At 66.5% G+C, this 22,353-nt stretch carries 31 protein-coding genes; 28 read left to right on the plus strand and 3 right to left on the minus strand.

Features of this window, described 5'->3' with window-relative positions; translation table 11 throughout:
- From rplD to ATE62_RS23120, 24 genes are all read left to right on the plus strand, one after another.
- A complete protein-coding gene (rplD, locus tag ATE62_RS02100) occupies nt 1-627 on the plus strand; it encodes a 50S ribosomal protein L4 (RefSeq protein ID WP_058806668.1) in 627 nt (208 codons plus the stop codon).
- Complete coding sequence (locus ATE62_RS02105) at nt 620-928, plus strand: 50S ribosomal protein L23 (protein ID WP_058806667.1); 309 nt, start codon at nt 620-622, stop codon at nt 926-928. Before rplD ends, ATE62_RS02105 begins: the two co-directional genes overlap by 8 nt.
- Before the next feature lie 21 nt (nt 929-949).
- Nucleotides 950-1,786, plus strand: coding sequence for a 50S ribosomal protein L2 (gene rplB / locus ATE62_RS02110; protein WP_058806666.1), 837 nt, complete (start codon nt 950-952; stop codon nt 1,784-1,786).
- 3 nt (nt 1,787-1,789) lie between these two features.
- Complete coding sequence (gene rpsS, locus ATE62_RS02115; RefSeq protein WP_037556370.1) at nt 1,790-2,065, plus strand: 30S ribosomal protein S19; 276 nt, start codon at nt 1,790-1,792, stop codon at nt 2,063-2,065.
- Nucleotides 2,065-2,445, plus strand: a complete 381-nt coding sequence (gene rplV / locus ATE62_RS02120; RefSeq protein WP_058806665.1) for a 50S ribosomal protein L22 — start codon at nt 2,065-2,067, stop codon at nt 2,443-2,445. The genes rpsS and rplV overlap by 1 nt, the downstream gene beginning before the upstream one ends.
- Before the next feature lies 1 nt (nt 2,446).
- On the plus strand, nt 2,447-3,154 hold the full coding sequence (gene rpsC / locus ATE62_RS02125) for a 30S ribosomal protein S3 (protein ID WP_058806664.1): 708 nt from the start codon (nt 2,447-2,449) through the stop codon (nt 3,152-3,154).
- Between the two features lie 11 nt (nt 3,155-3,165).
- On the plus strand, nt 3,166-3,597 hold the full coding sequence (gene rplP, locus ATE62_RS02130) for a 50S ribosomal protein L16 (protein ID WP_058806663.1): 432 nt from the start codon (nt 3,166-3,168) through the stop codon (nt 3,595-3,597).
- Between the two features lie 4 nt (nt 3,598-3,601).
- Entirely contained in the window at nt 3,602-3,805 is a 204-nt protein-coding gene (gene rpmC / locus ATE62_RS02135; RefSeq protein WP_058806662.1) for a 50S ribosomal protein L29, read from the plus strand.
- 11 nt (nt 3,806-3,816) lie between these two features.
- A complete protein-coding gene (gene rpsQ / locus ATE62_RS02140; protein ID WP_039578283.1) occupies nt 3,817-4,086 on the plus strand; it encodes a 30S ribosomal protein S17 in 270 nt (89 codons plus the stop codon).
- A 60-nt stretch (nt 4,087-4,146) separates the two neighbouring features.
- Nucleotides 4,147-4,515, plus strand: coding sequence for a 50S ribosomal protein L14 (rplN, locus tag ATE62_RS02145; protein WP_053555865.1), 369 nt, complete (start codon nt 4,147-4,149; stop codon nt 4,513-4,515).
- Nucleotides 4,516-4,517: 2 nt separating this feature from the next.
- Nucleotides 4,518-4,835 carry a 50S ribosomal protein L24 gene (rplX, locus tag ATE62_RS02150; protein WP_058806661.1) on the plus strand — a complete coding sequence of 106 codons (318 nt, stop codon included), beginning with the start codon at nt 4,518-4,520 and terminating at the stop codon, nt 4,833-4,835.
- Nucleotides 4,828-5,406, plus strand: coding sequence for a 50S ribosomal protein L5 (gene rplE / locus ATE62_RS02155; RefSeq protein ID WP_058806660.1), 579 nt, complete (start codon nt 4,828-4,830; stop codon nt 5,404-5,406). The genes rplX and rplE overlap by 8 nt, the downstream gene beginning before the upstream one ends.
- 51 nt (nt 5,407-5,457) lie before the next feature.
- Nucleotides 5,458-5,763, plus strand: coding sequence for a 30S ribosomal protein S14 (gene rpsN / locus ATE62_RS02160; RefSeq protein WP_058806659.1), 306 nt, complete (start codon nt 5,458-5,460; stop codon nt 5,761-5,763).
- A 12-nt stretch (nt 5,764-5,775) separates the two neighbouring features.
- The gene (gene rpsH / locus ATE62_RS02165) at nt 5,776-6,180 is read left to right on the plus strand and encodes a 30S ribosomal protein S8 (RefSeq protein WP_054589697.1); all 405 of its coding nucleotides are present in this window, start codon (nt 5,776-5,778) and stop codon (nt 6,178-6,180) included.
- Nucleotides 6,180-6,713 (plus strand): 50S ribosomal protein L6, encoded by a 534-nt coding sequence (gene rplF / locus ATE62_RS02170; RefSeq protein WP_058806658.1) that lies wholly within the window; start codon nt 6,180-6,182, stop codon nt 6,711-6,713. The genes rpsH and rplF overlap by 1 nt, the downstream gene beginning before the upstream one ends.
- A 3-nt stretch (nt 6,714-6,716) precedes the next feature.
- Nucleotides 6,717-7,070, plus strand: a complete 354-nt coding sequence (rplR, locus tag ATE62_RS02175) for a 50S ribosomal protein L18 (protein ID WP_058806657.1) — start codon at nt 6,717-6,719, stop codon at nt 7,068-7,070.
- Nucleotide 7,071: 1 nt separating this feature from the next.
- Entirely contained in the window at nt 7,072-7,770 is a 699-nt protein-coding gene (gene rpsE / locus ATE62_RS02180) for a 30S ribosomal protein S5 (RefSeq protein ID WP_058806656.1), read from the plus strand.
- A gap of 4 nt (nt 7,771-7,774) precedes the next feature.
- Nucleotides 7,775-7,960 carry a 50S ribosomal protein L30 gene (gene rpmD / locus ATE62_RS02185; protein WP_058806655.1) on the plus strand — a complete coding sequence of 62 codons (186 nt, stop codon included), beginning with the start codon at nt 7,775-7,777 and terminating at the stop codon, nt 7,958-7,960.
- Nucleotides 7,961-7,966: 6 nt separating this feature from the next.
- Entirely contained in the window at nt 7,967-8,173 is a 207-nt protein-coding gene (locus ATE62_RS02190; protein WP_037556386.1) for a DUF1737 domain-containing protein, read from the plus strand.
- Between the two features lie 59 nt (nt 8,174-8,232).
- On the plus strand, nt 8,233-8,760 hold the full coding sequence (gene rplO / locus ATE62_RS02195) for a 50S ribosomal protein L15 (protein WP_082662553.1): 528 nt from the start codon (nt 8,233-8,235) through the stop codon (nt 8,758-8,760).
- 145 nt (nt 8,761-8,905) lie between these two features.
- The gene (secY, locus tag ATE62_RS02200; RefSeq protein WP_058806654.1) at nt 8,906-10,279 is read left to right on the plus strand and encodes a preprotein translocase subunit SecY; all 1,374 of its coding nucleotides are present in this window, start codon (nt 8,906-8,908) and stop codon (nt 10,277-10,279) included.
- 47 nt (nt 10,280-10,326) lie between these two features.
- Nucleotides 10,327-10,989, plus strand: a complete 663-nt coding sequence (locus ATE62_RS02205; protein WP_058806653.1) for an adenylate kinase — start codon at nt 10,327-10,329, stop codon at nt 10,987-10,989.
- Nucleotides 10,990-11,110: 121 nt separating this feature from the next.
- Nucleotides 11,111-11,866, plus strand: coding sequence for a hypothetical protein (locus tag ATE62_RS02210; protein WP_058806652.1), 756 nt, complete (start codon nt 11,111-11,113; stop codon nt 11,864-11,866).
- A gap of 89 nt (nt 11,867-11,955) precedes the next feature.
- Nucleotides 11,956-12,117, plus strand: a complete 162-nt coding sequence (locus ATE62_RS23120) for a hypothetical protein (protein ID WP_156420408.1) — start codon at nt 11,956-11,958, stop codon at nt 12,115-12,117.
- Nucleotides 12,118-12,130: 13 nt separating this feature from the next.
- Here ATE62_RS23120 and ATE62_RS02215 read toward each other — a convergent pair whose 3' ends face one another.
- Together ATE62_RS02215 and ATE62_RS02220 are read right to left on the minus strand one after the other, a co-directional pair.
- Nucleotides 12,131-12,652, minus strand: coding sequence for a YceD family protein (locus tag ATE62_RS02215; protein WP_058806651.1), 522 nt, complete (start codon nt 12,650-12,652; stop codon nt 12,131-12,133).
- On the minus strand, nt 12,649-13,176 hold the full coding sequence (locus ATE62_RS02220; RefSeq protein ID WP_058806650.1) for a ubiquinol-cytochrome C chaperone family protein: 528 nt from the start codon (nt 13,174-13,176) through the stop codon (nt 12,649-12,651). Before ATE62_RS02220 ends, ATE62_RS02215 begins: the two co-directional genes overlap by 4 nt.
- 183 nt (nt 13,177-13,359) lie before the next feature.
- Between ATE62_RS02220 and ATE62_RS02225 the strand changes: the two genes are divergently transcribed.
- Nucleotides 13,360-13,854, plus strand: coding sequence for an outer membrane protein assembly factor BamE (locus ATE62_RS02225; RefSeq protein ID WP_082662556.1), 495 nt, complete (start codon nt 13,360-13,362; stop codon nt 13,852-13,854).
- Between the two features lie 41 nt (nt 13,855-13,895).
- Here ATE62_RS02225 and ATE62_RS02230 read toward each other — a convergent pair whose 3' ends face one another.
- A complete protein-coding gene (locus ATE62_RS02230) occupies nt 13,896-16,160 on the minus strand; it encodes an NADP-dependent malic enzyme (RefSeq protein WP_058806648.1) in 2,265 nt (754 codons plus the stop codon).
- 422 nt (nt 16,161-16,582) lie between these two features.
- On the opposite strand from ATE62_RS02230, the gene mutS reads away from it, so the two are divergent.
- The 3 genes from mutS to ATE62_RS02245 all read left to right on the plus strand — a co-directional run.
- Nucleotides 16,583-19,237 carry a DNA mismatch repair protein MutS gene (gene mutS, locus ATE62_RS02235; protein ID WP_058818411.1) on the plus strand — a complete coding sequence of 885 codons (2,655 nt, stop codon included), beginning with the start codon at nt 16,583-16,585 and terminating at the stop codon, nt 19,235-19,237.
- Nucleotides 19,234-21,993: a [protein-PII] uridylyltransferase gene (locus tag ATE62_RS02240; RefSeq protein ID WP_058810675.1), complete on the plus strand. Its 2,760-nt coding sequence runs from the start codon at nt 19,234-19,236 to the stop codon at nt 21,991-21,993. The genes mutS and ATE62_RS02240 overlap by 4 nt, the downstream gene beginning before the upstream one ends.
- Nucleotides 21,994-22,153: 160 nt before the next feature.
- A partial coding sequence (locus ATE62_RS02245) for a hypothetical protein (protein ID WP_156422266.1) occupies nt 22,154-22,353 on the plus strand: 200 nt, incomplete at its 3' end.

Below are 22,353 nucleotides of genomic sequence, written 5' to 3' on the forward strand. Positions count from 1 at the left end.
ATGAAGGTCAAGGTTCAGACCATCGACGGCAAGGCCGGTAGCGACATCGACCTCAACGACGATGTCTTCGGCGTCGATCCGCGCGCCGACATCCTGCACCGCGTCGTTTCGTGGCAGCTCGAAAAGCGCCGCGGTCCGGCTCGCGCCGCCCGCGAACGCAGCGACGTCGCCCGCACCGGCAAGAAGTTCGGTCGCCAGAAGGGCGGCGGTACCGCGCGTCACGGCGATCGCAAGGCGCCGATCTTCATCGGCGGCGGCAAGGCGCACGGTCCCCGGGCCCGCACTTTCGGTCACTCGCTGAACAAGAAGATCCGCGCGCTCGGCCTCAAGATGGCGCTCAGCGACAAGGCGAAGGGCGGCAAGATCGTCGTTCTCGACACGCTCGAGCTCAAGGATGCCAAGACCAAGGCGCTGGCCGGCAAGCTCGGCAAGCTCGAACTCGGCAACCGCGCGCTCTTCATCGACGGCGATGCGGTCCATGAAAGCTTCGCCCTGGCCTCGGCCAACCTCGTCGGTATCGACTCGATGCCGGCGGCTGGTGCCAACGTCTATGACATCATCCGTGCCGACACGCTGGTCCTGACCCGCGCGGCGGTCGAAAAGCTGGAGGCCCGTTTCCATGGCTAAGGCAAAAACTGTCGACGCGCGTCACTATGACGTGATCCTCGCTCCGGTGATCACCGAAAAGTCGACCCTGCTGAGCGAAAACAACGCGGTGGTGTTCAAGGTCGCGAACGACGCGACCAAGCCCGCCATCAAGGCCGCCGTCGAGGCGCTGTTCGATGTCAAGGTGATCGGCGTGAACACGCTCGTCACCAAGGGCAAGACCAAGCGCTGGAAGGGCAAGCCCTACACCCGCAGCGACGTGAAGAAGGCGATCGTTCGCCTGGCCGAAGGCCAGTCGATCGACGTCACCACCGGCGTCTGATTGTAGGAAGAGGCAAGAACAATGGCACTTAAATCCTATAATCCGACCAGCCCCGCGCAGCGCGGCCTGATCCTCGTCGACAAATCGTCGCTGTGGAAGGGCAAGCCCGTCAAGGCGCTGACCGAAGGCAAGCGCAAGACCGGCGGCCGCAACAACAAGGGTCATGTGACCTCGCGCGGCATCGCCGGCGGCCACAAGCAGAAGTATCGCTTCATCGACTTCAAGCGTCGCAAGTGGGACATGCCGGCCACCGTCGAGCGTCTGGAATATGACCCCAACCGCACCGCCTTCATCGCGCTGGTGAAGTACGAAGACGGCGAGCAGACCTACATCCTGGCGCCGCAGCGCCTGGCGGTCGGCGACACCGTCGTCGCGGGCAAGAAGACCGACGTGAAGCCGGGCAATGCGATGGAATTGTCGCAGATGCCGGTCGGCACGATCGTCCACAATATCGAGATGAAGCCGGGCAAGGGCGGCCAGATCGCCCGTTCGGCCGGCACCTATGCGCAGGTCGTCGGTCGTGACCGCGGTCTCGTGATCGTGCGTCTCGGTTCGGGCGAACAGCGTTATATCCGCGGCGAGTGCATGGGCACGGTCGGTGCGGTGTCGAACCCCGACAACCAGAACACCAACCTTGGCAAGGCCGGCCGCAACCGCTGGCTCGGCAAGCGTCCGCTCACCCGCGGCGTCGCCAAGAACCCGGTCGATCACCCGCACGGCGGCGGCGAAGGCCGCACCTCGGGCGGCCGCCACCCGGTCACTCCGTGGGGCAAGCCGACCAAGGGCGCCCGTACCCGTCACAACAAGTCGACCGACAAGATGATCATCCGGTCGCGTCACGCGAAGAAGAAGAGGTAAGCCATGGCTCGCTCGGTCTGGAAGGGTCCGTTCGTGGACCTTCATCTCCTCAAGAAAGCCGAAACGGCCCAGGACGGCGGCAGCTCTGCCCCGATCAAGACCTGGTCGCGCCGGTCCACCATCCTGCCGCAGTTCGTCGGGCTGACCTTCAACGTCTACAACGGCCGCAAGTTCGTGCCGGTGTCGGTCAACGAAGACATGGTCGGCATGAAGCTGGGTGAATTTGCGCCGACGCGCTTCTTCCCCGGCCACGCGGCCGACAAGAAGGGCAAACGCTAATGGGCAAGGAAAAGTCCCCCCGCCGCGTTGCGGATAACGAGGCTCTCTCGGTCGGCACGCAGATCCGCGGCTCGGCGCAGAAGCTGAACCTCGTCGCCGCGCTGATCCGCGGCCGCAAGGTCGAAGACGCGATGAACGTCCTCGCTTTCTCGAAGAAGGCGATGGCCGTCGACGTGCGCAAGGTTCTCGCCAGCGCTGTCGCCAACGCGGAAAACAACCACAACCTCGATGTTGATGCCCTGGTCGTCCAGGAAGCCAGCGTCGGCAAGTCGATCTCGATGAAGCGCTGGCATGCGCGTGGCCGCGGCAAGTCGACCCGGATCGTCAAGCCGTTCAGCCGCATCCGCATCGTCGTGCGCGAACAGGAAGAAGAGGCGTAAGATGGGCCAGAAGAGCAATCCGATCGGCCTGCGCCTGCAGGTCAACCGCACCTGGGACAGCCGCTGGTTCGCCGAAGGCCAGGACTATGGCCGCATGCTCGTTGAGGATCTCAAGATCCGCAACTTCATCTTCAAGACGCTGCCGCAGGCAGCGATCTCGAAGGTGGTGATCGAGCGTCCGGCGAAGCTGTGCCGCGTGTCGATCTATGCGGCCCGCCCGGGCGTCATCATCGGCAAGAAGGGCGCCGACATCGAAAAGCTGCGCAAGCAGCTCGGCGAACTGACCGGCAGCGACGTGTCGCTGAACATCGTCGAGATCCGCAAGCCCGAAGTCGACGCCAAGCTCGTCGGCCAGGGCATTGCCGACCAGCTCGAGCGCCGCGTGGCTTTCCGCCGTGCGATGAAGCGCGCGGTGCAGTCGGCGATGCGTCTCGGCGCCGAAGGCATCCGCATCAACTGCGCCGGCCGTCTGGGCGGCGCGGAAATCGCACGCACCGAATGGTATCGCGAAGGCCGCGTGCCGCTGCACACCCTTCGTGCCAACGTCGATTATGCCGAAGCCGAAGCCCACACCGCCTATGGCGTGTGCGGGATCAAGGTGTGGATCTTCAAGGGCGAAATCCTGGGTCACGACCCGATGGCGACCGACCGGTTGATGCTCGACGCGCAGACGTCGGGCGTGCGCCCGGCGCGCGATGATCGCCGCTAAGGACTGCTGACATGCTGCAACCGAAAAAAACCAAGTTCCGCAAGGCGTTCAAAGGCCGTATCCACGGCAACGCCAAGGGCGGCACCGCGCTGAACTTCGGCTCCTACGGGCTGAAGGCGATGGAACCCGAGCGCATCACCGCGCGCCAGATCGAAGCGGCTCGCCGCGCGATCAGCCGTGCGATCAAGCGCCAGGGCCGCCTCTGGATCCGCGTGTTCCCCGACGTCCCCGTGTCGTCGAAGCCCGCCGAAGTCCGCATGGGCAAGGGCAAGGGTTCGCCGGAATTCTGGGCCGCGCGCGTCAAGCCGGGTCGCATCCTGTTCGAACTCGACGGCGTTCCGGGCCCCGTGGCCGCGCTGGCGTTCGAACGCGCCGCGATGAAGCTGCCGATCAAGACCAAGGTCGTTGCCCGCCTCGGCGACACGACCCACCTGGAGGGTTAAGGACATGGCCAAGACCGACGATTTCAAGGCCAAGACCGACGACCAGCTCGCCGTCGAGCTCGGCGAACTGAAGCGCGAGGCCTTCAACCTCCGCTTCCAGGCGGCCACCGGCCAGCTGGAAAAGCCCTCGCGCGTCAAGGAAGTGCGGCGCTCGATCGCCCGCATCAAGACGCAGCAGACCGAGCGTACGCGCTCGGCCGCGAAGTAAGGAGACTGACGATGCCGAAGCGCATTCTGACCGGTACCGTGGTGTCCGACAAGGGCGACAAGACCGTCGTGGTGAAAGTGGAGCGCAAGGTGAAGCACCCGCTCTACGGCAAGATCATCCGCCGTTCGAAGAAGTATCACGCCCATGATGAGGACAATGCCATCAAGGCTGGCGAGACCGTCCGCATCGAGGAAACGAAGCCGATTTCGAAGCTGAAGACGTGGAAGGTGCTCGACAAGGTCGACACCCACAGCAAGCCCAAGACGGCTGCCGACGCCTAAGCTGGTTTTCACGGAACCGCCGGGGCATCCCGGTAGGCCAAACAAGAAGGAAATGCATCGATGATCCAGATGCAGTCACAATTGGAAGTCGCCGACAACAGCGGCGCCAAGCGCGTCCAGTGCATCAAGGTGCTGGGCGGGTCGAAGCGTCGCACCGCCGGCGTCGGCGACGTCATCGTCGTGTCGATCAAGGAAGCCCAGCCGCGCGGCAAGGTGAAGAAGGGCGACGTGCATCGCGCCGTCATCGTCCGCACCGCGAAGGATGTGCGCCGCGCCGACGGTTCGGTGATCCGCTTCGACAGCAACGCCGCCGTGCTCGTCAACAAGAACGAAGAGCCCATCGGCACCCGTATCTTCGGCCCCGTCGTCCGCGAACTGCGCGGCAAGGGCTATATGAAGATCATCAGCCTGGCGCCGGAGGTCCTCTAACCATGGCGAACAAGATCAAGAAGGGTGACACCGTCGTCGTCCTGTCCGGCAAGGACAAGGGCAAGACCGGCGAAGTGACGCAGAGCCTGCCCAAGGACGGCAAGCTCGTCGTCGCCGGCGTCAACGTCATCACCCGCCACCGCAAGCCGACCCAGACCAACCCGCAGGGCGGTCTGGAGCGCAAGGAAGCGCCGCTCTTCGCGAGCAAGGTCGCGCTCGCCGATCCCAAGACCGGCAAGCCGACGCGCGTCCGCTTTGAAACCAAGGACGGCAAGAAGGTCCGCGTGGCCGTGAAGTCCGGGGAGACGATCAATGGCTGACACCTACACCCCGCGCATGCGCAAGCGCTATGACGATGTGATCGTCAAGGCGATGACCGAGAAATTCGGCTACAAGAATGCGATGGAAGTCCCGAAGATCGAGAAGATCACGCTCAACATGGGCGTGGGCGACGCGGTCCAGGACAAGAAGAAGGTCGAAATCGCGGCCGCCGAAATGGAACTGATCGCGGGCCAGAAGCCGGTGATCACCAAGGCCAAGAAGTCGATCGCCCAGTTCAAGCTGCGCGAAGGCATGCCGATCGGTTGCAAGGTCACCCTGCGCCGCGAACGCATGTACGAGTTCCTCGACCGCCTGATCACGATCGCGATGCCCCGCATCCGCGACTTCCGTGGCGTGTCGGCGACCAGCTTCGACGGCCGTGGCAACTATGCCATGGGCCTGAAGGAACAGATCATCTTCCCCGAGATCAACTATGACCGCATCGACACGGTGCGCGGCATGGACGTGATCGTCACCACCACCGCCCGGTCGGACGAAGAAGCCCGCGAACTGCTCAAGCTGTTCGGCTTCCCCTTCCCGATCGAAGCGCAGGAAAAGGAAGCCGCCTGAGTCCCGCACGGGACCAGGCAGGCTCTTTCAAGAGGAAAGAGAACTTAAGTCATGGCGAAACTGAGTTCAGTGAACAAGAATGAGCGTCGCAAGAAGCTGGTGAAGAAATATGCCGGCCGCTATGCGAAGCTGAAGGCGATCGCGGCGGACACGTCGCTCGACGAAGGCGAGCGTCTGATCGCGCGCCTCAAGATGGCGGAAGTTCCGCGCAACGGCAATCCGACCCGCATCCGCAACCGCTGCGAGATGACCGGCCGCCCGCGCGCCTATTATCGCAAGTTCCGGCTGTGCCGTATTCAGCTCCGCGATCTGGCCAACAAGGGCCTGATCCCCGGCGTTGTGAAGTCGAGCTGGTAAGGAAGACGCAAGATGGCAATGACCGATCCTCTGGGTGATATGCTCACCCGCATCCGCAACGGCCAGCAGGCGAAGAAGGACAGCGTCCTCACGCCCGCCTCGACCCTGCGTGTCCGCGTTCTCGATGTGCTCCAGCGCGAAGGCTATATCCGCGGCTACAGCGAAGAAGCGCTGGGTGCCAAGGGCCAGCACAAGGGCATCCGCATCGAGCTGAAATATTTCGAAGGGCAGCCGGCGATCCGCCATGTGGCGCGCGTTTCGAAGCCGGGCCGCCGCGTCTATTCGGGTTCGAAGGAACTTCCGATCGTGCGCAACGGCCTGGGCATCACCATCGTGTCGACCCCGCGCGGCGTTCTCTCGGACGCCGAAGCCCGCGAGCATAATGTCGGCGGCGAAGTGCTGGCGGAGGTGTTCTGATGTCGCGCATTGGTAAAAAGGCAGTAGCGATCCCCGGCGGTGTCACCGCCGCGATCGACGGCGGCCAGCTGTCGGTGAAGGGTCCGAAGGGCACGCTCGCGATGCCGCTTTCCGACCTCATCAACTATGAAGTCGGCGAAGGCAGCATTTCGGTGCAGCCCGCGAACGCGACCCGCGAAGCGCGCGCTTTCTGGGGCATGCAGCGCACGCTGGTGCAGAACCTGATCACCGGCGTGACCGAAGGCTTCACCAAGGTCCTCGAGATCACCGGCGTCGGCTATCGCGCCAACTCGCAGGGCAAGACGCTGAAGCTGCAGCTCGGCTACAGCCACGATGTCGATTTTGCGGTGCCCGAGGGCATCGAGATCAAGACGCCGGACAACACGACGATCGAGATCAGCGGTATCGACAAGCAGAAGGTCGGCCAGGTCGCGGCGGAAATCCGCCGTTGGCGCAAGCCCGAACCCTATAAGGGCAAGGGTATCAAATATCGCGGCGAGTACATCTTCCGCAAAGAAGGCAAGAAGAAGTAAGCCATGGCACATCTCACCTCTTTCCAGAAGCGCCGTCAGCGCGTTCGTACCGCCCTTCGCCAGCGCGCCGCCGGCCGCCCGCGTCTTTCGGTGCACCGTTCGGGTCGCCACATCTATGCGCAGCTCATCGATGACGCCGCCGGCAAGACGCTGGCTGCGGCTTCGACGCTCGACAAGGATGGCCGCGGCAAGACCGGCGCGACCACTGCGGCAGCCGCCGACGTGGGCAAGCGCCTCGCCGACGCCGCCAAGAAGGCCGGCGTGACCCAGGTCGTGTTCGACCGCGGCGGTTTCCTGTTCCACGGGCGCATCAAGGCGCTGGCCGACGCGGCTCGCGAAGGCGGATTGGAGTTCTAATATGGCTGACGAAATTCAGAACGTCGAAGGCGCTCCCGAAGCTGCCCCCACCGAAGGCCAGGCCCCGCGCCGCGGCCGGGGCGGCGGCCGCGATGGCGGCCGGGGCGGACGCGAAGGTGGCCGTGGCCGCCGCGACGACCGTCGTCCGCGCGACGAAGAGGGCGGCGAAGAGCTCATTGAAAAGCTCGTCCATATCAACCGCGTCTCGAAGACCGTGAAGGGCGGCAAGCGCTTCGGTTTCGCCGCGCTCGTCGTCGTCGGCGACGGCAAGGGCCGCGCCGGTTTCGGTCATGGCAAGGCGCGCGAAGTGCCCGAAGCCATTTCGAAGGCGACCGCTGCCGCGAAGAAGGCGATGATCCGCGTTCCGCTGCGCGACGGCCGCACGCTGCACCACGACGGTCGCGGCGTGTTCGGCGCGGGCAATGTGACGCTGCGTTCGGCGCCCGCCGGTACCGGCATCATCGCCGGTGGCCCGATGCGCGCCGTGTTCGAATCGCTGGGCGTTGCCGATGTGGTGACCAAGTCGGTCGGCACCTCGAACCCCTATAACATGATCCGTGCGACCTTCGAGGCGCTCGGCGAACAGACCAGCCCGAAGTCGGTCGCCCAGCGTCGCGGCAAGAAGGTTTCGGACCTGATCAAGCGTGGCGGTGCGTCCGACCGCGCAGCCGAGGCCGAAGCCGCGGCGGTGACGGAGTAAGACGATGGCCGACAAGAAGATCAAGATCCGCCAGATTGGCTCGCCGATCCGTCGTCCCAAGGGCCAGCGCGCCATCTTGACCGGGCTCGGCCTGGGCAAGATGAACCGCGAGGTTGAACTGGTCGACACCCCGGAAGTGCGCGGCATGATCCGCAAGCTTCCGCACATGGTGGAAGTCGTCGAGGGCTAAGCTTCCATGAAGCTTTACCGCCTGTTGACCGGTCCCGACGACAGCGCTTTCTGCGCCCGCGTCGAAGGCCTGCTCAACCGGGGATGGCAGCTTCACGGCAGTCCTTCGATTACCAGTGTCGATGGCCGCGGCTATGTCGCCCAGGCCATCGTGATGGAGAAAGCCGGGCCCTATCCCGGCTTTCAGCCGTCGAGTGAAATCGAACCGGATTGAGTCTCCGTCTTGGAGATGGGCCGGTTCCCAGCGCGAACATAGCGAAAGCGAGTGCAACTATGACTATCAAGCTTAACGACCTTCGTGACAACGCCGGTGCCCGCAAGGGCCGCATGCGTGTCGGCCGCGGTATCGGCTCGGGCAAGGGCAAGACCGCCGGTCGCGGCCAGAAGGGCCAGAAGGCCCGCAGCGGCGTCGCGATCAACGGCTTCGAGGGCGGCCAGATGCCGCTCCACATGCGCATCCCGAAGCGCGGCTTCAACAACATCTTCGCCAAGGATTTCGCGATCGTGAACCTCGGCATGATCCAGAAGCTGGTCGACGCCAAGACGCTCGACGCCAAGGCCGTGATCGACCATGCCGCGCTCAAGGCCGCGGGCGTCGCGCGCGGCGGCAAGGACGGCGTTCGCCTCCTCGCCAAGGGCGAACTGACCGCGAAGCTCAATTTCAAGGTCGCCGGCGCGTCGAAGGGCGCGATCGAGGCGGTCGAAAAGGCCGGCGGCAAGGTCGAACTGCCCGAAGCCAAGCCCGCGGGCGACGGCAAGCGCGCCACGCGCAAGGCCGAAGCGGCCGCCAAGAAGGCCTGATGATTTTCGGGGGCGGCGCGGCATCGGGCCGCGCCGCCCCCGACGCATTTGAATCGGGCCTTTCCCCTTGCGCTTCACGACCTCCGACCGCACATAGGCGCCGGGTCGCGGGGGGCGCGGTCCGGAAATCCGAGGATAAATACCCATGGCCTCTCGCGCCGACCAGCTTGCTTCCAACCTGAACTTCTCGAAGTTCGGCCAGGCGACCGAACTCAAGAACCGCATCTGGTTCACGATCGGCGCGCTGATCGTCTTCCGCTTCCTGTCCTTCGTGCCGCTGCCGGGCGTCGATCCCGTCGCGCTGGCGCAGGCCTATAAGCAAGCGGCCTCGGGCGGCGTCCTCGACATCTTCAACACCTTCTCGGGCGGCAGCCTCGAGCGCCTCAGCATCATCGCGCTCGGCGTCATGCCCTATATCACCGCATCGATCGTGGTGCAGCTCGCCGCCGCGCTGGCCCCCAGCCTCGCCGCGCTCAAGAAAGAGGGCGAGAGCGGGCGCAAGAAGCTCAACCAGTATACGCGCTACGGCACCGTCGCGCTGACCGCGATCCAGGCCTATTTCCTCGCGCTCACCGCCGAGGCGTCGACCGGGGCGCAGGGCATCACCGTGGTGCTCGACCCCGGCATGCTGTTCCGCATCACCACCGTGATCAGCGTCGTCGGCGGCACGCTCTTCCTGATGTGGCTGGGCGAACAGATCACCAGCCGCGGCATCGGCAACGGCGTCTCGCTGATCATCATGGCGGGTATTCTCGCACAGCTGCCGCGCAGCTTCGGCCAGATGTTCAGCCAGGTCCGCGAAGGCTCGATGGGCGGCGGCACCGTCTTCGCCGTGATCCTCGGTGCGGTCCTGATCATCGCCTTCATCAGCTTCATGGAACGCGCGCAGCGCCGCGTGCTCGTCCAATATCCAAAGCGCGCGACCCAGCGCGGCGTGATGCAGGCCGACCGCAGCCACCTGCCCTTGAAGGTCAACACCGCTGGCGTGATCCCGCCGATCTTCGCCTCGTCGTTGTTGCTGATGCCGCTGACCATCACCCAGTTCATGGGCAACAATGTCACCAGCGACAGCGCGTCGGGCGATTTCCTGATCACGCTCAACCAGTATCTCGCGCACGGCCAGCCGCTCTATATGGCGCTCTATGCCGCGGGCATCATCTTCTTCTGCTTCTTCTACGTCGCGGTCGTCTTCAACCCCGAGGAAACCGCCGACAATCTGAAGCGCCAGAACGGCTTCATCCCCGGCATCCGCCCCGGCAAGAACACCGCTGCCTATCTCGACCATGTGCTGACGCGCATCACCGTGATCGGCGCGGCCTATCTGGCGCTGATCTGCCTGGTGCCCGAATATTTCATCGCGCGGTCGGGCCTGCCCTTCCAGCTCGGCGGCACCAGCCTGCTCATCATCGTCAACGTGACGATCGACACCATCACCCAGATCCAGAGCCACATGCTCGCGCATCAATATGGCGACCTCATCAAGAAAGCCAAATTGAAAGGCGGCGTTGCGCGCCGCTGATCGGCCCGCTACGCGAATCACGAACGGGCAGGGAAACAGGGGCCTTCATGACGCTCAACATCATTTTGCTGGGTCCGCCGGGAGCGGGCAAGGGAACGCAGGCTTCGCGGCTCGAGGACGAGCATGGCATGATCCAGCTCTCGACCGGCGACATGCTGCGCGCGGCGGTCAAGGCCGGCACGCCGATCGGCGTCCAGGCGAAAGCGGTGATGGACGCGGGCGAGCTGGTCTCGGACGAGATCGTCTCGGGCCTGATCGGCGAGCGGCTTGACGAGCTCGGCGGCGACGTCTCGGTGATCTTCGACGGCTATCCGCGCACCGCCGCGCAGGCCGCATCGCTCGACCAGATCCTCAGCGATCGCGGCCGCAAGCTCGACCATGTGATCGAGCTGGTGGTCGAGGAAGATGCGCTCGTCGACCGCATCACCGGCCGCTTCAGCTGCGCGAAGTGCGGCGAGGGCTATCACGACCGCTATAAGCTGCCGAAGGTCGCCGATACCTGCGACGTTTGCGGCTCGAACGAGTTCAAGCGCCGCCCCGACGACAATGAGGAAACGGTGCGCACGCGCATGGCCGAATATCGCGCCAAGACCGCGCCGATCCTGCCGATCTACGATGCGCGCGGCATCGTCACGCGCGTCGACGGCATGGCCGACATCGACGTCGTAAACAACGCGATCGAAACGATCCTCAGCGCCGCGACGGCCTAGCCCACCTCACATCGTCATTGCGAGGGCCGAAGGCCCGTGGCAATCCAGAGCGCGCAAGGCCGCCCTGGATTGCTTCGCTTCGCTCGCAATGACGAAGCCCTGTGGCGGTGGGGGATGAGCGATGAATCTGAAAATCATGCTGGCGACGGCGCTCCTGCCAATTGCCGGAATTGGCGCTGTGCCGGCTGAGGCCAAAGTCATCGACCAGAGCGATGTCGGCTTCACCGTCGCGCATACCGCGCAGGTCGCCGCGACCCCCGAAGATGTCTGGAAGATGCTCAAAATGCCCCAGAAATGGTGGTCGAAGGAGCATAGCTGGTCGGGCGACGCCGCGAACTTCTGGCTCGATTCGCAGGCGGGCGGCTGCTTCTGCGAAAAGCTTCCCGACACGGGCAAGGGCCTCGGCAGCGTGCAGCACGCGCGCATCCTCTTCGCCAAGCCGAACGAGATCCTCCGTCTCTCGGGTGCCTTCGGGCCGCTGCAGGGCGAGGCGCTCACCGGCACATTGACGATCCAGATCAAGGAAACGCCGACCGGCGCCGCGATCCGCTTCGACTATGTCGTCGGCGGCTATATGCGCTTCAAGGTCCCCGAAATCGCGCCCGCGGTCGATGGGGTGATCGGCGAGCAGCTCGTCGGCCTCGCCAAGGCGCTCGGCGGTAGCCTGCCCCCGACGCGCGACGAGAAGGCGGCGGCCGAAGCCGCCGGCGAAAAGCCTACGCTCACCGAAAAGAAGCCCGCGCCCGCCGCGAAAAAGAAGGATGCGCCAGCGAAGAAGGAATCGGGTCTCGACGACGCGGTCGCCGACCTGCTCACCGATCCGCCCAAGGCCGATGCCGATGCGGACGAGCCGAAGGACGAAGACACACCCGAATAGTCGCAGCCCCGTAGAGCGGCCGTTTACGCAGAGACCTCGATTTGAACCGATGGGCGGGATTTTTTTGTTTCGCGCAAAGACGCAAAGGCATGAAGAAGCAGAGCGCGGCCGTCAGGCCGCTTTCTCATCCTCGTCGCGTCAATCGCCAAGTCGAAGGGATGCAGCCGCTTCGCGGGCGGCACGACATCTTTGCGTCTTTGCGCGAAAAAAATTTCACCGGCATCTGCGATTCCGCGCACCATCTCTGGTGAAGCTTGAAGCGCTCTAAGTCGTCTTGCCCTTGAGCGCCGCGAGCGCGCCGAAGGGGCCCGCCTGCTCCTCGCTCAACACGCCCTTTTCCGCCAGGATGCGATCGGCGTCGGGGTGGCGCGGATAGGGATCGAGCGCGAGCGACAGCGTCTGCACCGCGACCTCGCCCAAGTCGACGCGGTCGTGCTCGAGCGGCAATATGTCGATATCCTCGGCGCCGAGCTCGATTTCCTCGTCCTCGGCGCCCGCGGGCATGTCGCGCAGATATTTGAGGTCGAAGGGTTCGGCGATCGTCGCGGGCACCGGCAGCCCGCTCGCGGCGCAGCTCTGCACCAGCCTGGCCTTCACTTCGCCGCGCACCGTCATCCCGCCCGCGACCGCGCGCACCGCTGCAGTGACCTCGAAACGCGACAGTTCGACCAGATCGAGCCGCTTCGCGATCCGCGCGCGCGCGGCTTCGTCGGCGGTCAGTTCGACGTCGCGCCCCTGCCCGGCTTCGGTCAGCGTCACGACATGCGAAAATTCGGGGGCGGTCATGCGGCGTCCGGCAGGCGGTCGGCGACGATCAGCGCTTCGACCGGCGTGGCGGCGAGCGCGGCGCGCAATTTTGCCGCCTCGTCCGCGACATGCGCCAGATGCGCCGCATCGGGTTCCTGCCCACGCCACAGATTGCGCACCAGCGCCGCGCGCATCTCCTCCGACCCGTCGGGCACGCGATAGGCGCCCAGCCGCCCGCCGAGTGCGCCGACCATCCGCCCGATCTGCTTGCCGACGACCATGTCGCCGAAACCGATCTGGCGCATCTGCCCGTCCATGTCGGTGACGAACAATTCGGTCAGCTGGACGCCCGCGAGCGCTTGGCCCGGATCCTCGTCGATGCGATGGAGCACCAGCGCCAGCACCAGGCTGATCATGTCGAAACGCCCGTCGAGCGTGTCGGGAACCCCGCCCTCGACATACCAGTGCGGCGCGCGCGCGGTGGCGACCACGGCGTTCCAAAGCGGGCGGCGCGCCTCGCGCGGGTCGGGGGCGGGCTTGAACAGGTTGCGAAGCGAAATCATGCGTGACGCTTAGGCGCATTTGCCCGCGCGGAAAAGGCCCGCCGGTCAGGCTCCAGCAAGCTTTGCCGCGCCACAAGCGGCTTGCCATAACCCTTGTGCGCCGCGCCCGCTTGGCGCTAAGAGGCCCCACACAAGCGCAGTCGCGGGGGCGAGCGGCAAGGCATGCGCAACGGAGACCAATTGATGCCGCATTTCACCACCAGTTTTTCGGCCCGCCGGGCGCCCCTGCTGCTGGGCGCCGTCGCGCTCGCGCTCGCCAGCGGCGGCTGCGCGCAGCTCAAGGGCCGCCAGGGCTATGTCGTCGACCCCGTGTTGACCGAGGCGATCGCGCCCGGCGTCGACAACCGCGAATCGGTGGAAAAGACGCTCGGCCGCCCGACCTTCGTCGGCCAGTTCAGCGACAATGAATATTATTATGTCTCGCGCGAGACGCGCCAGCTCGCCTTCGCCAACCCGCGCCCGGTCGCGCAGCAGGTGCTGCGCGTGCGCTTCGACCCCGCGGGCAATGTCGTCGCGGTCGACCGCACCGGGCTCGAACTGGTGAGCAAGATCAACCCCGAAGGCGACAAGACTCCGACGCTGGGCCGCGAGCGCAGCTTCTTCGAGGATATCTTCGGCAATATCGGCGCCGTCGGCGCCCCCGGCATGGGCGGCAGCGGCGGCCCCTCGGGGCCGTAACAAGCCGTCCGCCCCCGCCTGCGCGGGGGCGACGCTTTTCCCTATTCCGCGATCCCGCCCGCGGCGAGCACCGCCAGCGTGACCAGGTCCGACGCGGTCGACGCCATCGTCGCCACCTGCACCGGCTTTTCCATGCCGACCAGCATCGGGCCGATCACCGCGCTGCCGCCGAGTTCGCGCAGCAGCTTCGCCGACAGATTGCCCGACTGCAGCCCCGGCATGACCAGCACATTCGCCGGCCCCGACAGGCGGCAGAAGGGATAGTTCGCCATCACCTTGGGGTTCAGCGCGACGTCGGGCGACATCTCGCCCTCATATTCGAATCCGGGCTTGCGTGCGTCGAGGATCGCCACCGCCTCGCGGATATTGTCGAGCCACGATCCCGGCGGGTTGCCGAAGGTCGAATAGGAGAGAAAGGCGACGCGCGGTTCGTGCCCCATGCGGCGCGCGACCTGCGCGGTGCGCTCGGCGATGTCGGCGAGCTGCTGTGCGCTCGGCCGTTCGTTGACCGTGGTGTCGGACATGAACACCGTGTGGTGCTGGCCGACGAGGACGTGGATGCCGAAATTGGTCTGCCCCTCGGCGGGGTCGATCACGCGGCGCACCTCGCGCATCGTCTGCGCATAGGTGCGTGTCGTGCCGGTGATCATCGCATCGCCCAGCCCGAGCTTGAGCAGCAGCGAGCCGAAGATGTTGCGGTCGCGGTTGACCATCCGCTCGACGTCGCGGCGGAGGTAGCCGCGCCGCTGCAGCCGCTCGTAGAGCATGTCGACCATCTGCGGCACATGCGGCGAATTGACGCTGTTGTGCACCTCGAAGCTCTCGGGATCGGCAACGCCCATCTCCTTGAGCTTGTCGTGCAACCCCTCGCGCCCGACGAGCACCGGAATGCCGTAACCGCCGTCGCGGAACTGGATCGCGGCGCGCAGCACGACTTCCTCTTCGCCCTCGGCAAAGACGATGCGTTTCGGATTGGCGCGCGCGGCTTCATAGGCGAGCGTCAGCACCGATGTCGTCGGGTTGAGCCGCGCCTTCAGCGAGTTGCGATAGGCGGCCATGTCCTCGATCGGCCGCTGCGCGACGCCGGTGTCCATCGCCGCCTTCGCCACCGCCGCGGGGACGATCTCCATCAACCGCGGGTCGAAGGGCGAGGGGATGATATATTCGGGGCCGAAGCTCGATGCCCGCCCGCCATAGGCCGCCGCGACCTCCTCGGGCACCTGCTGGCGCGCGAGATCGGCGATGGCATAGGCCGCGGCGATCTTCATCTCCTCGTTGATCGCGGTCGCGCGCACGTCGAGCGCGCCGCGGAAGATGAAGGGGAAGCAAAGCACATTGTTGACCTGGTTCGGAAAGTCCGACCGCCCCGTCGCGATGATCGCGTCGGGCCTTGCTGCACGGGCATCCGGCGGCGAGATTTCGGGATCGGGGTTTGCCATCGCGAAGATGATCGGCGCTGGCGCCATATCCTTGACCATCTCGGGCTTGAGCGCGCCCGCGGCCGACAGCCCCAGGAACACGTCGGCGCCCTTCAGCGCCTCGGTCAGGTCGCGCGCCTCGGTCGGCACCGCATGCGCCGACTTCCACTGGTCCATGCCCTCGGTGCGGCCCTGGTAAATCGTCCCCTTGCGGTCGCACATGATGACATTCTCGTGCCGCACGCCCAGCGCCTTGATCAGCGCGGTGCAGGCGATCGCCGCCGCACCGGCGCCGTTGACGACGACCTTGACCGTCGACAGGTCGCGTCCGGTCAAGTGGCACGCGTTGATCAGGCCGGCGGCGGTGATGATCGCGGTGCCATGCTGGTCGTCATGGAACACCGGGATGTTCATCTTTTCCTTGAGCGCCGCCTCGATGATGAAGCAGTTGGGCGCCGCGATATCCTCGAGGTTTATCCCGCCGAAGGTCGGCTCGAGCAGCTCGACCGCTTCGATGAAGCGCTGCGGATCCTCGGTCGCGACCTCGAGGTCGATCGAATCGACGTCGGCGAAGCGCTTGAACAGCACCGCCTTGCCCTCCATCACCGGCTTCGACGCCAGCGCGCCGAGGTTGCCGAGCCCGAGGATCGCGGTGCCGTTCGAGATCACCGCGACCAGATTGCCCTTGATCGTATAGTCATAGGCGGTCGCCGGATCCTCGGCGATCGCCTTCACCGGCACCGCGACGCCGGGCGAATAGGCGAGCGAGAGGTCGCGCTGCGTCGCCATCGGCTTCGACGCGACGATCTCGATTTTCCCCGGGCGCCCATATTCGTGGTAGAGCAGGGCCTCACGATCCGAAAATTGCACCTTGCTGCCGCTGTCCATCGGTTCTTCCCCTAATTTCATATTCAGACATGCGCGCCCAATGCCCATTCCCTAGCGGCACTCGTCACGATTGTAACCGCCAATATTGCCGCCTCGTGAAGGGAGCGAGGCCGTGTAAAATCGCGGAACGGAGCTTGTGCACCATGGATGCCCGGCAAAAATTTCGCGCAAAGGCGCAAAGACACGAAGAGGGAGCGCCAGCCGCAAAGCGGCTTCATTTCATCTATTTTGCGTCATGATGCGGCGATGATGAAGGGGCGGCCTTGCGACCGCGAGCCGGCCTCTTTGTGTCTTTGCGCCTTTGCGCGAAACAAAAAATCCCGGCCCGTCGGGTTCGAACGAAGCGCGCCGAGCGAACCCGCGTCCCTCCCAAAAGCCGACATCACCTTGCCATGCCGCCCCCAATCACTAAGCAGGACGCGATGTCCGCCACCGCCGCCCAGCCTTCCGCTTCCGCCTTTCCCGCCGCCACCCCGATGATGGCGCAATATTGGTCGCTCAAGGAGCAGGCGGGCGATTGCCTGCTCTTCTATCGCATGGGCGACTTCTTCGAACTCTTCTTCGACGACGCCAAGGCCGCGGCCGCGACGCTCGACATCGCGCTCACCGCGCGCGGCGAGCATGGCGGCGAGCCGGTGCCGATGTGCGGCGTGCCCGTCCACGCCGCCGAATCCTATCTCGCGCGGCTGATCAAGGCCGGACACCGCGTCGCGATCGCCGAACAGGTCGAAAGCCCCGCCGAGGCCAAGGCGCGCGGCGGGTCGAAGGCGCTCGTCGCGCGCGCCATCGTGCGCTTCGTCACCGCGGGGACGCTGACCGAGGAAAGCCTGCTCGAAGGGCGCAGCGCCAATCGCCTCGCCGCGCTCGCCGAGGTCGGCAGCGAGGGCGAGGTCGCGATCGCCGCCGCCGACATCTCGACCGGGCGGTTCGAGGTCGTCGCGGTGCCGCGCGCCGCGGTCGACGCCGAACTCGCGCGCCTCGCGCCCTCCGAGCTGCTGGTCAGCGAGAGTTTCGGCGAACTCCCCGCGTGGAGCGTGCGCCAGGTCGTGCGGCGTTCCACGTCCGATTTTTCGAGCAACGCCGCGGAAAAGCGGCTCGCCGCGCTGTTCGGCGTCCAGACGCTCGACGGCTTCGGCCAGTTCAGCCGCGGCGAGCTCGCCGCGATGGGCGCGATCGCCGCCTATCTCGACCATGTCGGCACCGGCTCCGGCGTTTTCCTGCAACCCCCCGTGCGCCATCTCGCCTCGGGCCGCATGGCGATCGACGCCGCGACGCGCGAGAGCCTCGAACTTGTGCGCACCATGGCTGGCAGTCGCGACGGCAGCCTGCTCGGCACGATCGACCGCACGGTGACTGCCGCGGGTGCGCGCCTGCTCGCCGACGACCTCGCAAGCCCGCTCACCGACAAGGGCGCGATCCTCGACCGGCTCGACCTCGTCGACGCGCTCGCGCGCGACGCCTTGTGGCGCGGCGACCTGCGCAGTGCCTTGCGCGCGCTCCCCGATGCCGGACGCGCGCTCGGGCGGCTCGTCGCCGGGCGCGGCGGGCCGCGCGACCTCGCGCAGCTGCGCGACGCGCTCGGCGGCGCGCGGATATTGCGCGAGCGGCTCGGCCGCCGCCCCGACCTGCCGCCTCTGCTCGCGCGCCTGCTCCCCGGGCTAGACGGCCATGGCGCACTTGTCGACGAACTGTCGCGCGCCTTGATCGAAACCCCGCCGGTCGACGCCGCACAGGGCGGCTATGTCGCCGAGGGCTACGACCATGCGCTCGACGCGCTGCGCGAAACCGCGCGCGACGGGCGCAAGGCGATCGCGGCCTTGGAAGCGGACTATCGCGACCGCACCGGCATCGCGTCGCTCAAGATCCGCCACAATGGTGTGCTCGGCTATCATGTCGAGGTCCCCGCGAAACACGCCGACGCGCTGATGGCCCCCGATTCGGGCTTCACCCATCGCCAGACGCTCGCCGGCGTCGTCCGCTTCAATTCGTCGGACCTGCACGAGGCCGCGAGCCGCGTGACGCAGGCGGGCGTCCACGCCGTCGCCGCCGAGGCCGCGCATTTGGAATCGCTCACCGACGCTGCGGTCGCGCGCCGCGAGGCGATCGCCGCGTCGTGCGACGTGCTCGCGCGGCTCGACGTCGCCGCCGCGCTCGCCGACCATGCGATGAGCCACAATTGGTGCCGCCCCGACCTCGCCGACGCGCCGTGCCTCGACGTGACCGGCGGCCGCCACCCGGTGGTCGAGGCCGCGCTCGCGAAATCGGCCGAGCGTTTCGTGCCCAACGATGTTTCGCTTTCCGAAAGCGACCGGCTCTGGCTCGTCACTGGCCCGAACATGGGCGGTAAGTCGACTTTCCTGCGCCAGAATGCGCTGATTATCGTGCTCGCACAGGCGGGCGGCTTCGTCCCCGCCTCGGCGGCGAAGCTCGGGCTCGTCGACCGGCTCTTCAGCCGCGTCGGCGCATCGGACAATCTCGCGCGCGGGCGCTCGACCTTCATGGTCGAGATGGTCGAGACCGCCGCGATCCTCGCGCAGGCGACCGAAAACAGCTTCGTCATCCTCGACGAGGTCGGGCGCGGCACCTCGACCTACGACGGGCTCGCGCTCGCCTGGGCGGTGGTCGAGGCGGTGCACGAGGTGAACCGCTGCCGCTGCCTCTTCGCGACGCATTATCACGAACTGACGCGCCTCGCCGAAAGCCTCGACGCGCTGTCGCTCCACCATGTCCGCGCGCGCGAGTGGCAGGGCGATCTCGTCCTCCTCCACGAACTCGCCGACGGACCCGCCGACCGCAGCTATGGCCTCGCGGTCGCGCGCCTCGCCGGCGTGTCGCCCAAGGTGGTGAAGCGCGCCGAAGCGGTGCTCGCGAAGCTCGAGGCGGGGCGCGAGAAGACCGGCGGGCTCGCCGCGGGACTCGACGACCTGCCGCTCTTCGCCGCGACGCTCGCCGCCGAACCCGCGCCGGTGCGCGACGCGCTGCGCGACGCGCTGGCGAGCATCGACCCCGACGCGCTCACGCCGCGCGAGGCGCTCGACGCGCTCTATCGCCTGAAGGCCGCCGAGGCCGAGGGATGAGCGAGCTCTTCGCCAACCTCGCCGACCGCCGCGCGATCATCGACCGCCGCGCGCTCGCCGAACGGCTCGACGCGGTCGCGGCCGATACCAGCGACAGCGGCAAGCGCCGCCGCGCGATGGTCGAGCTGCTCAAGGCCGCGCTCGACGAGGGGAGGGCGGAGATCGCACGCCGCCTGCTGATCACCCCCTCGGCGGGGCTCGTCGCGGCGCAGGCGACCGCCTTCCTGATCGACCAGATCGTCCGCCTCTCCTATGATTTCACCACCGGCCATCTCTATCCCGCGGGCAACCGCTCGGCGGGCGAGCGGATCACGATCATCGCGGTCGGCGGTTATGGCCGCGCCGAAATGGCGCCGTTCAGCGATATCGACATCGGCTTTCTGACTCCGTTCAAGCAGACGAGCTGGACCGAGCAGGTGATCGAGGCGCAGCTCTATACGCTGTGGGACCTCGGGCTGAAGGTCGGCCATTCGTCGCGCTCGCTCGACGAGATGGTGCGCGCGGCGAAGGACGATCTCACGATCCGCACCGCCTTGCTCGAGGGCCGCTTCATCTGGGGCGACCGCGATCTCTACGACCAGGCGTCGGCGCGCTTCGATGCCGAGGTCGTCGCGGGCAATGCGCGCGCCTTCGTCGCCGAAAAGCTCGCCGAGCGCGACGAGCGGCACAGGAAGATGGGCGATTCGCGCTATGTCGTCGAACCCAATGTGAAGGAAGGGAAGGGGGGCCTGCGCGACCTCCACACGCTCTTCTGGATCGGCAAGTTCATCCACCGCGTGCGCACCGTGCCCGAACTCGTCGACGCCGGTCTGCTCAGTCCCCGCGAGCTCCGCCAGTTCGCGCGCGCCGAAAATTTCCTGCTCGCAGTGCGCTGTCACCTCCACACGCTCGCGGGGCGCGCCGAGGACCGGCTGACCTTCGATTTCCAGCGCGAGATTGCCGAGCGCATGCATTTCGCCGAACGTCCGGGCAAAAGCGCGGTCGAGCGTTTCATGCAGCTCTATTTCCTCCACGCGAAGAGCGTCGGTGACGTCACCGGCACCTTCCTCGCGCATCTCGACGACCAGATGGCGGCGCGCGGGCGGCGCTTCCTGCCGACGATCCGGCGGCGGCCGGGCAAGCTTCACGGCTTCGTGCTCGACCGCGGCCGCCTCGCCCTGCCTTCCGACGATTTTTTCCAGGCGGATCCGGTGCGCCTGATCGAGATCTTCGCGCTCGCCGACAAGCATGGCCTCGAAATCCATCCGCTCGCGATGCGCCAGGCGCGCCACGACGCCAAGCTGATCGAGACGCAGGGCATCCGCCGCGTGGCCCGCGCCAACGAGCTGTTCCTCGACGTGCTGACTTCGCCCCGCGATCCCGAAACGGTGCTGCGCTGGATGAACGAGGCGGGGGTGTTCGGCCGCTTCGTGCCCGATTTCGGCCGCGTCGTCGCGCAGATGCAGTTCGACATGTACCATCATTATACCGTCGACGAGCATACGATCCGCGCGATCGGGCTCCTCTCGGACATCGAGCAGGATCGGCTCAAGGACGACCATCCGCTCTCGACCGCGATCATGGGGCAGATCCATTCGCGCCGCGTGATCTATGTCGCGGTGCTGCTCCACGACATCGCCAAGGGCCGCGGCGGCGACCATAGCGTGCTCGGTGCCGAGCTGGCGCTCCGCGTCTGCCCGCGCCTCGGGCTGAGCGAAGCCGAGACCGAGACGGTGTCGTGGCTCGTGCGCTATCACCTGCTGATGTCGGCGACCGCGTTCAAGCGCGACCTCGCCGACTTCAAGACGATCCTCGACTTCGCGCAGGTCGTCCAAAGCCCCGAGCGCCTGCGCCTCCTCCTCGTGCTCACCGTCGTCGACATCCGCGCGGTCGGCCCCGGGGTGTGGAACAGCTGGAAGCGCCAGTTGCTCACCGAGTTGTTCGACGCCGCCGAGGAGGTGCTGCGCCTCGGCCACAAGCAGAAGGGCCGCGAGGCGCGCATCGCCGCGAAGAAGGAGGATGCGCAGGCGCTGCTCGGCCTCGACGACAAGGGTTTCGCCAAGCTCGCAAAACGCCTCCCCGAAAGCTATTGGATCGCCGAACCGGTCGAGGTTATCGCCGCCAACCTCACGCATATGCAGGCCGCGGGCGGCGCCCCGCTCCACATCGCCGCGGTGCCCGACCAGGACCGCGGCGCGACGCTCGTGATGGTGCTCGCCGCCGACCACCCCGGGCTCTTCTACCGCATCGCCGGCGGCATCCACCTCGCCGGCGGCAATATCATCGACGCGCGCATCCACACGACGCGCGACGGGCTCGCGCTCGACAATTTCCTCGTCCAGGACCCGCTCGGCCGGCCCTTTGCCGAGGCCGGGCAGATCGGCCGGCTGACCCGCGCGATCGAGGATGCGCTCGCCAACCGCCACAAATTGCTGCCCAAGCTCGAGGCGCGCGCGCTCCCGCGCACCCGCGCCGAGGCGTTCCGCATCGCCCCCAATGTCTTCATCGACAATAAGGCCTCGAATCGCTTCACCGTGATCGAGGTCAATGCGCAGGACCGGCCGGCGCTCCTGAACCAGCTCGCCTATGCGCTCTTCCAGTCGAAGGTCACGGTGCACAGCGCGCATGTCGCGACCTATGGCGAGCGCGCGGTCGACACCTTCTATGTCACCGACCTGATCGGCGACAAGATCGACAGCGCCGCGCGCGTCAAAGCGCTCGAAAAGCGCCTGCTCGAGGCTGCGGGCAGCCGCAGCGAAGAGGCCGTCGCCGCCTGACCGGCACGGCCCGTCGCGGCGTCATGGCGTCGTTCCTCGTCCCGTCCCCCGAAAGCCACCTTTGGCCGCACCCCTGCAAGGTGCACGAAACATGCGGCACTGCGGCGGGTTTCGAGTCCCGGTCGCGCCCCGCCGGGCGCTTTGTCCAAGGGAGTGAACCATGCGAAACCAGATGCTCTTGATGGCCGGCGCCACCGCGCTGTTGCTGTCGGCCTGCGCGAAGAACGACAAGGTCGCCTACGCCCCGCCGCCGCCCCCCGCCCCCGCGGGCGCTGTCCCGGGCAGCGTCGCCGCCGACCGCGACGGCGACGGCATCATCGACGGCTATTACACCGCCGACGGCGTCTATCATCCCAACGC

The organism is Sphingopyxis sp. HIX (assembly GCF_001468285.1).
Taxonomy (GTDB): Bacteria; Pseudomonadota; Alphaproteobacteria; order Sphingomonadales; family Sphingomonadaceae; genus Sphingopyxis.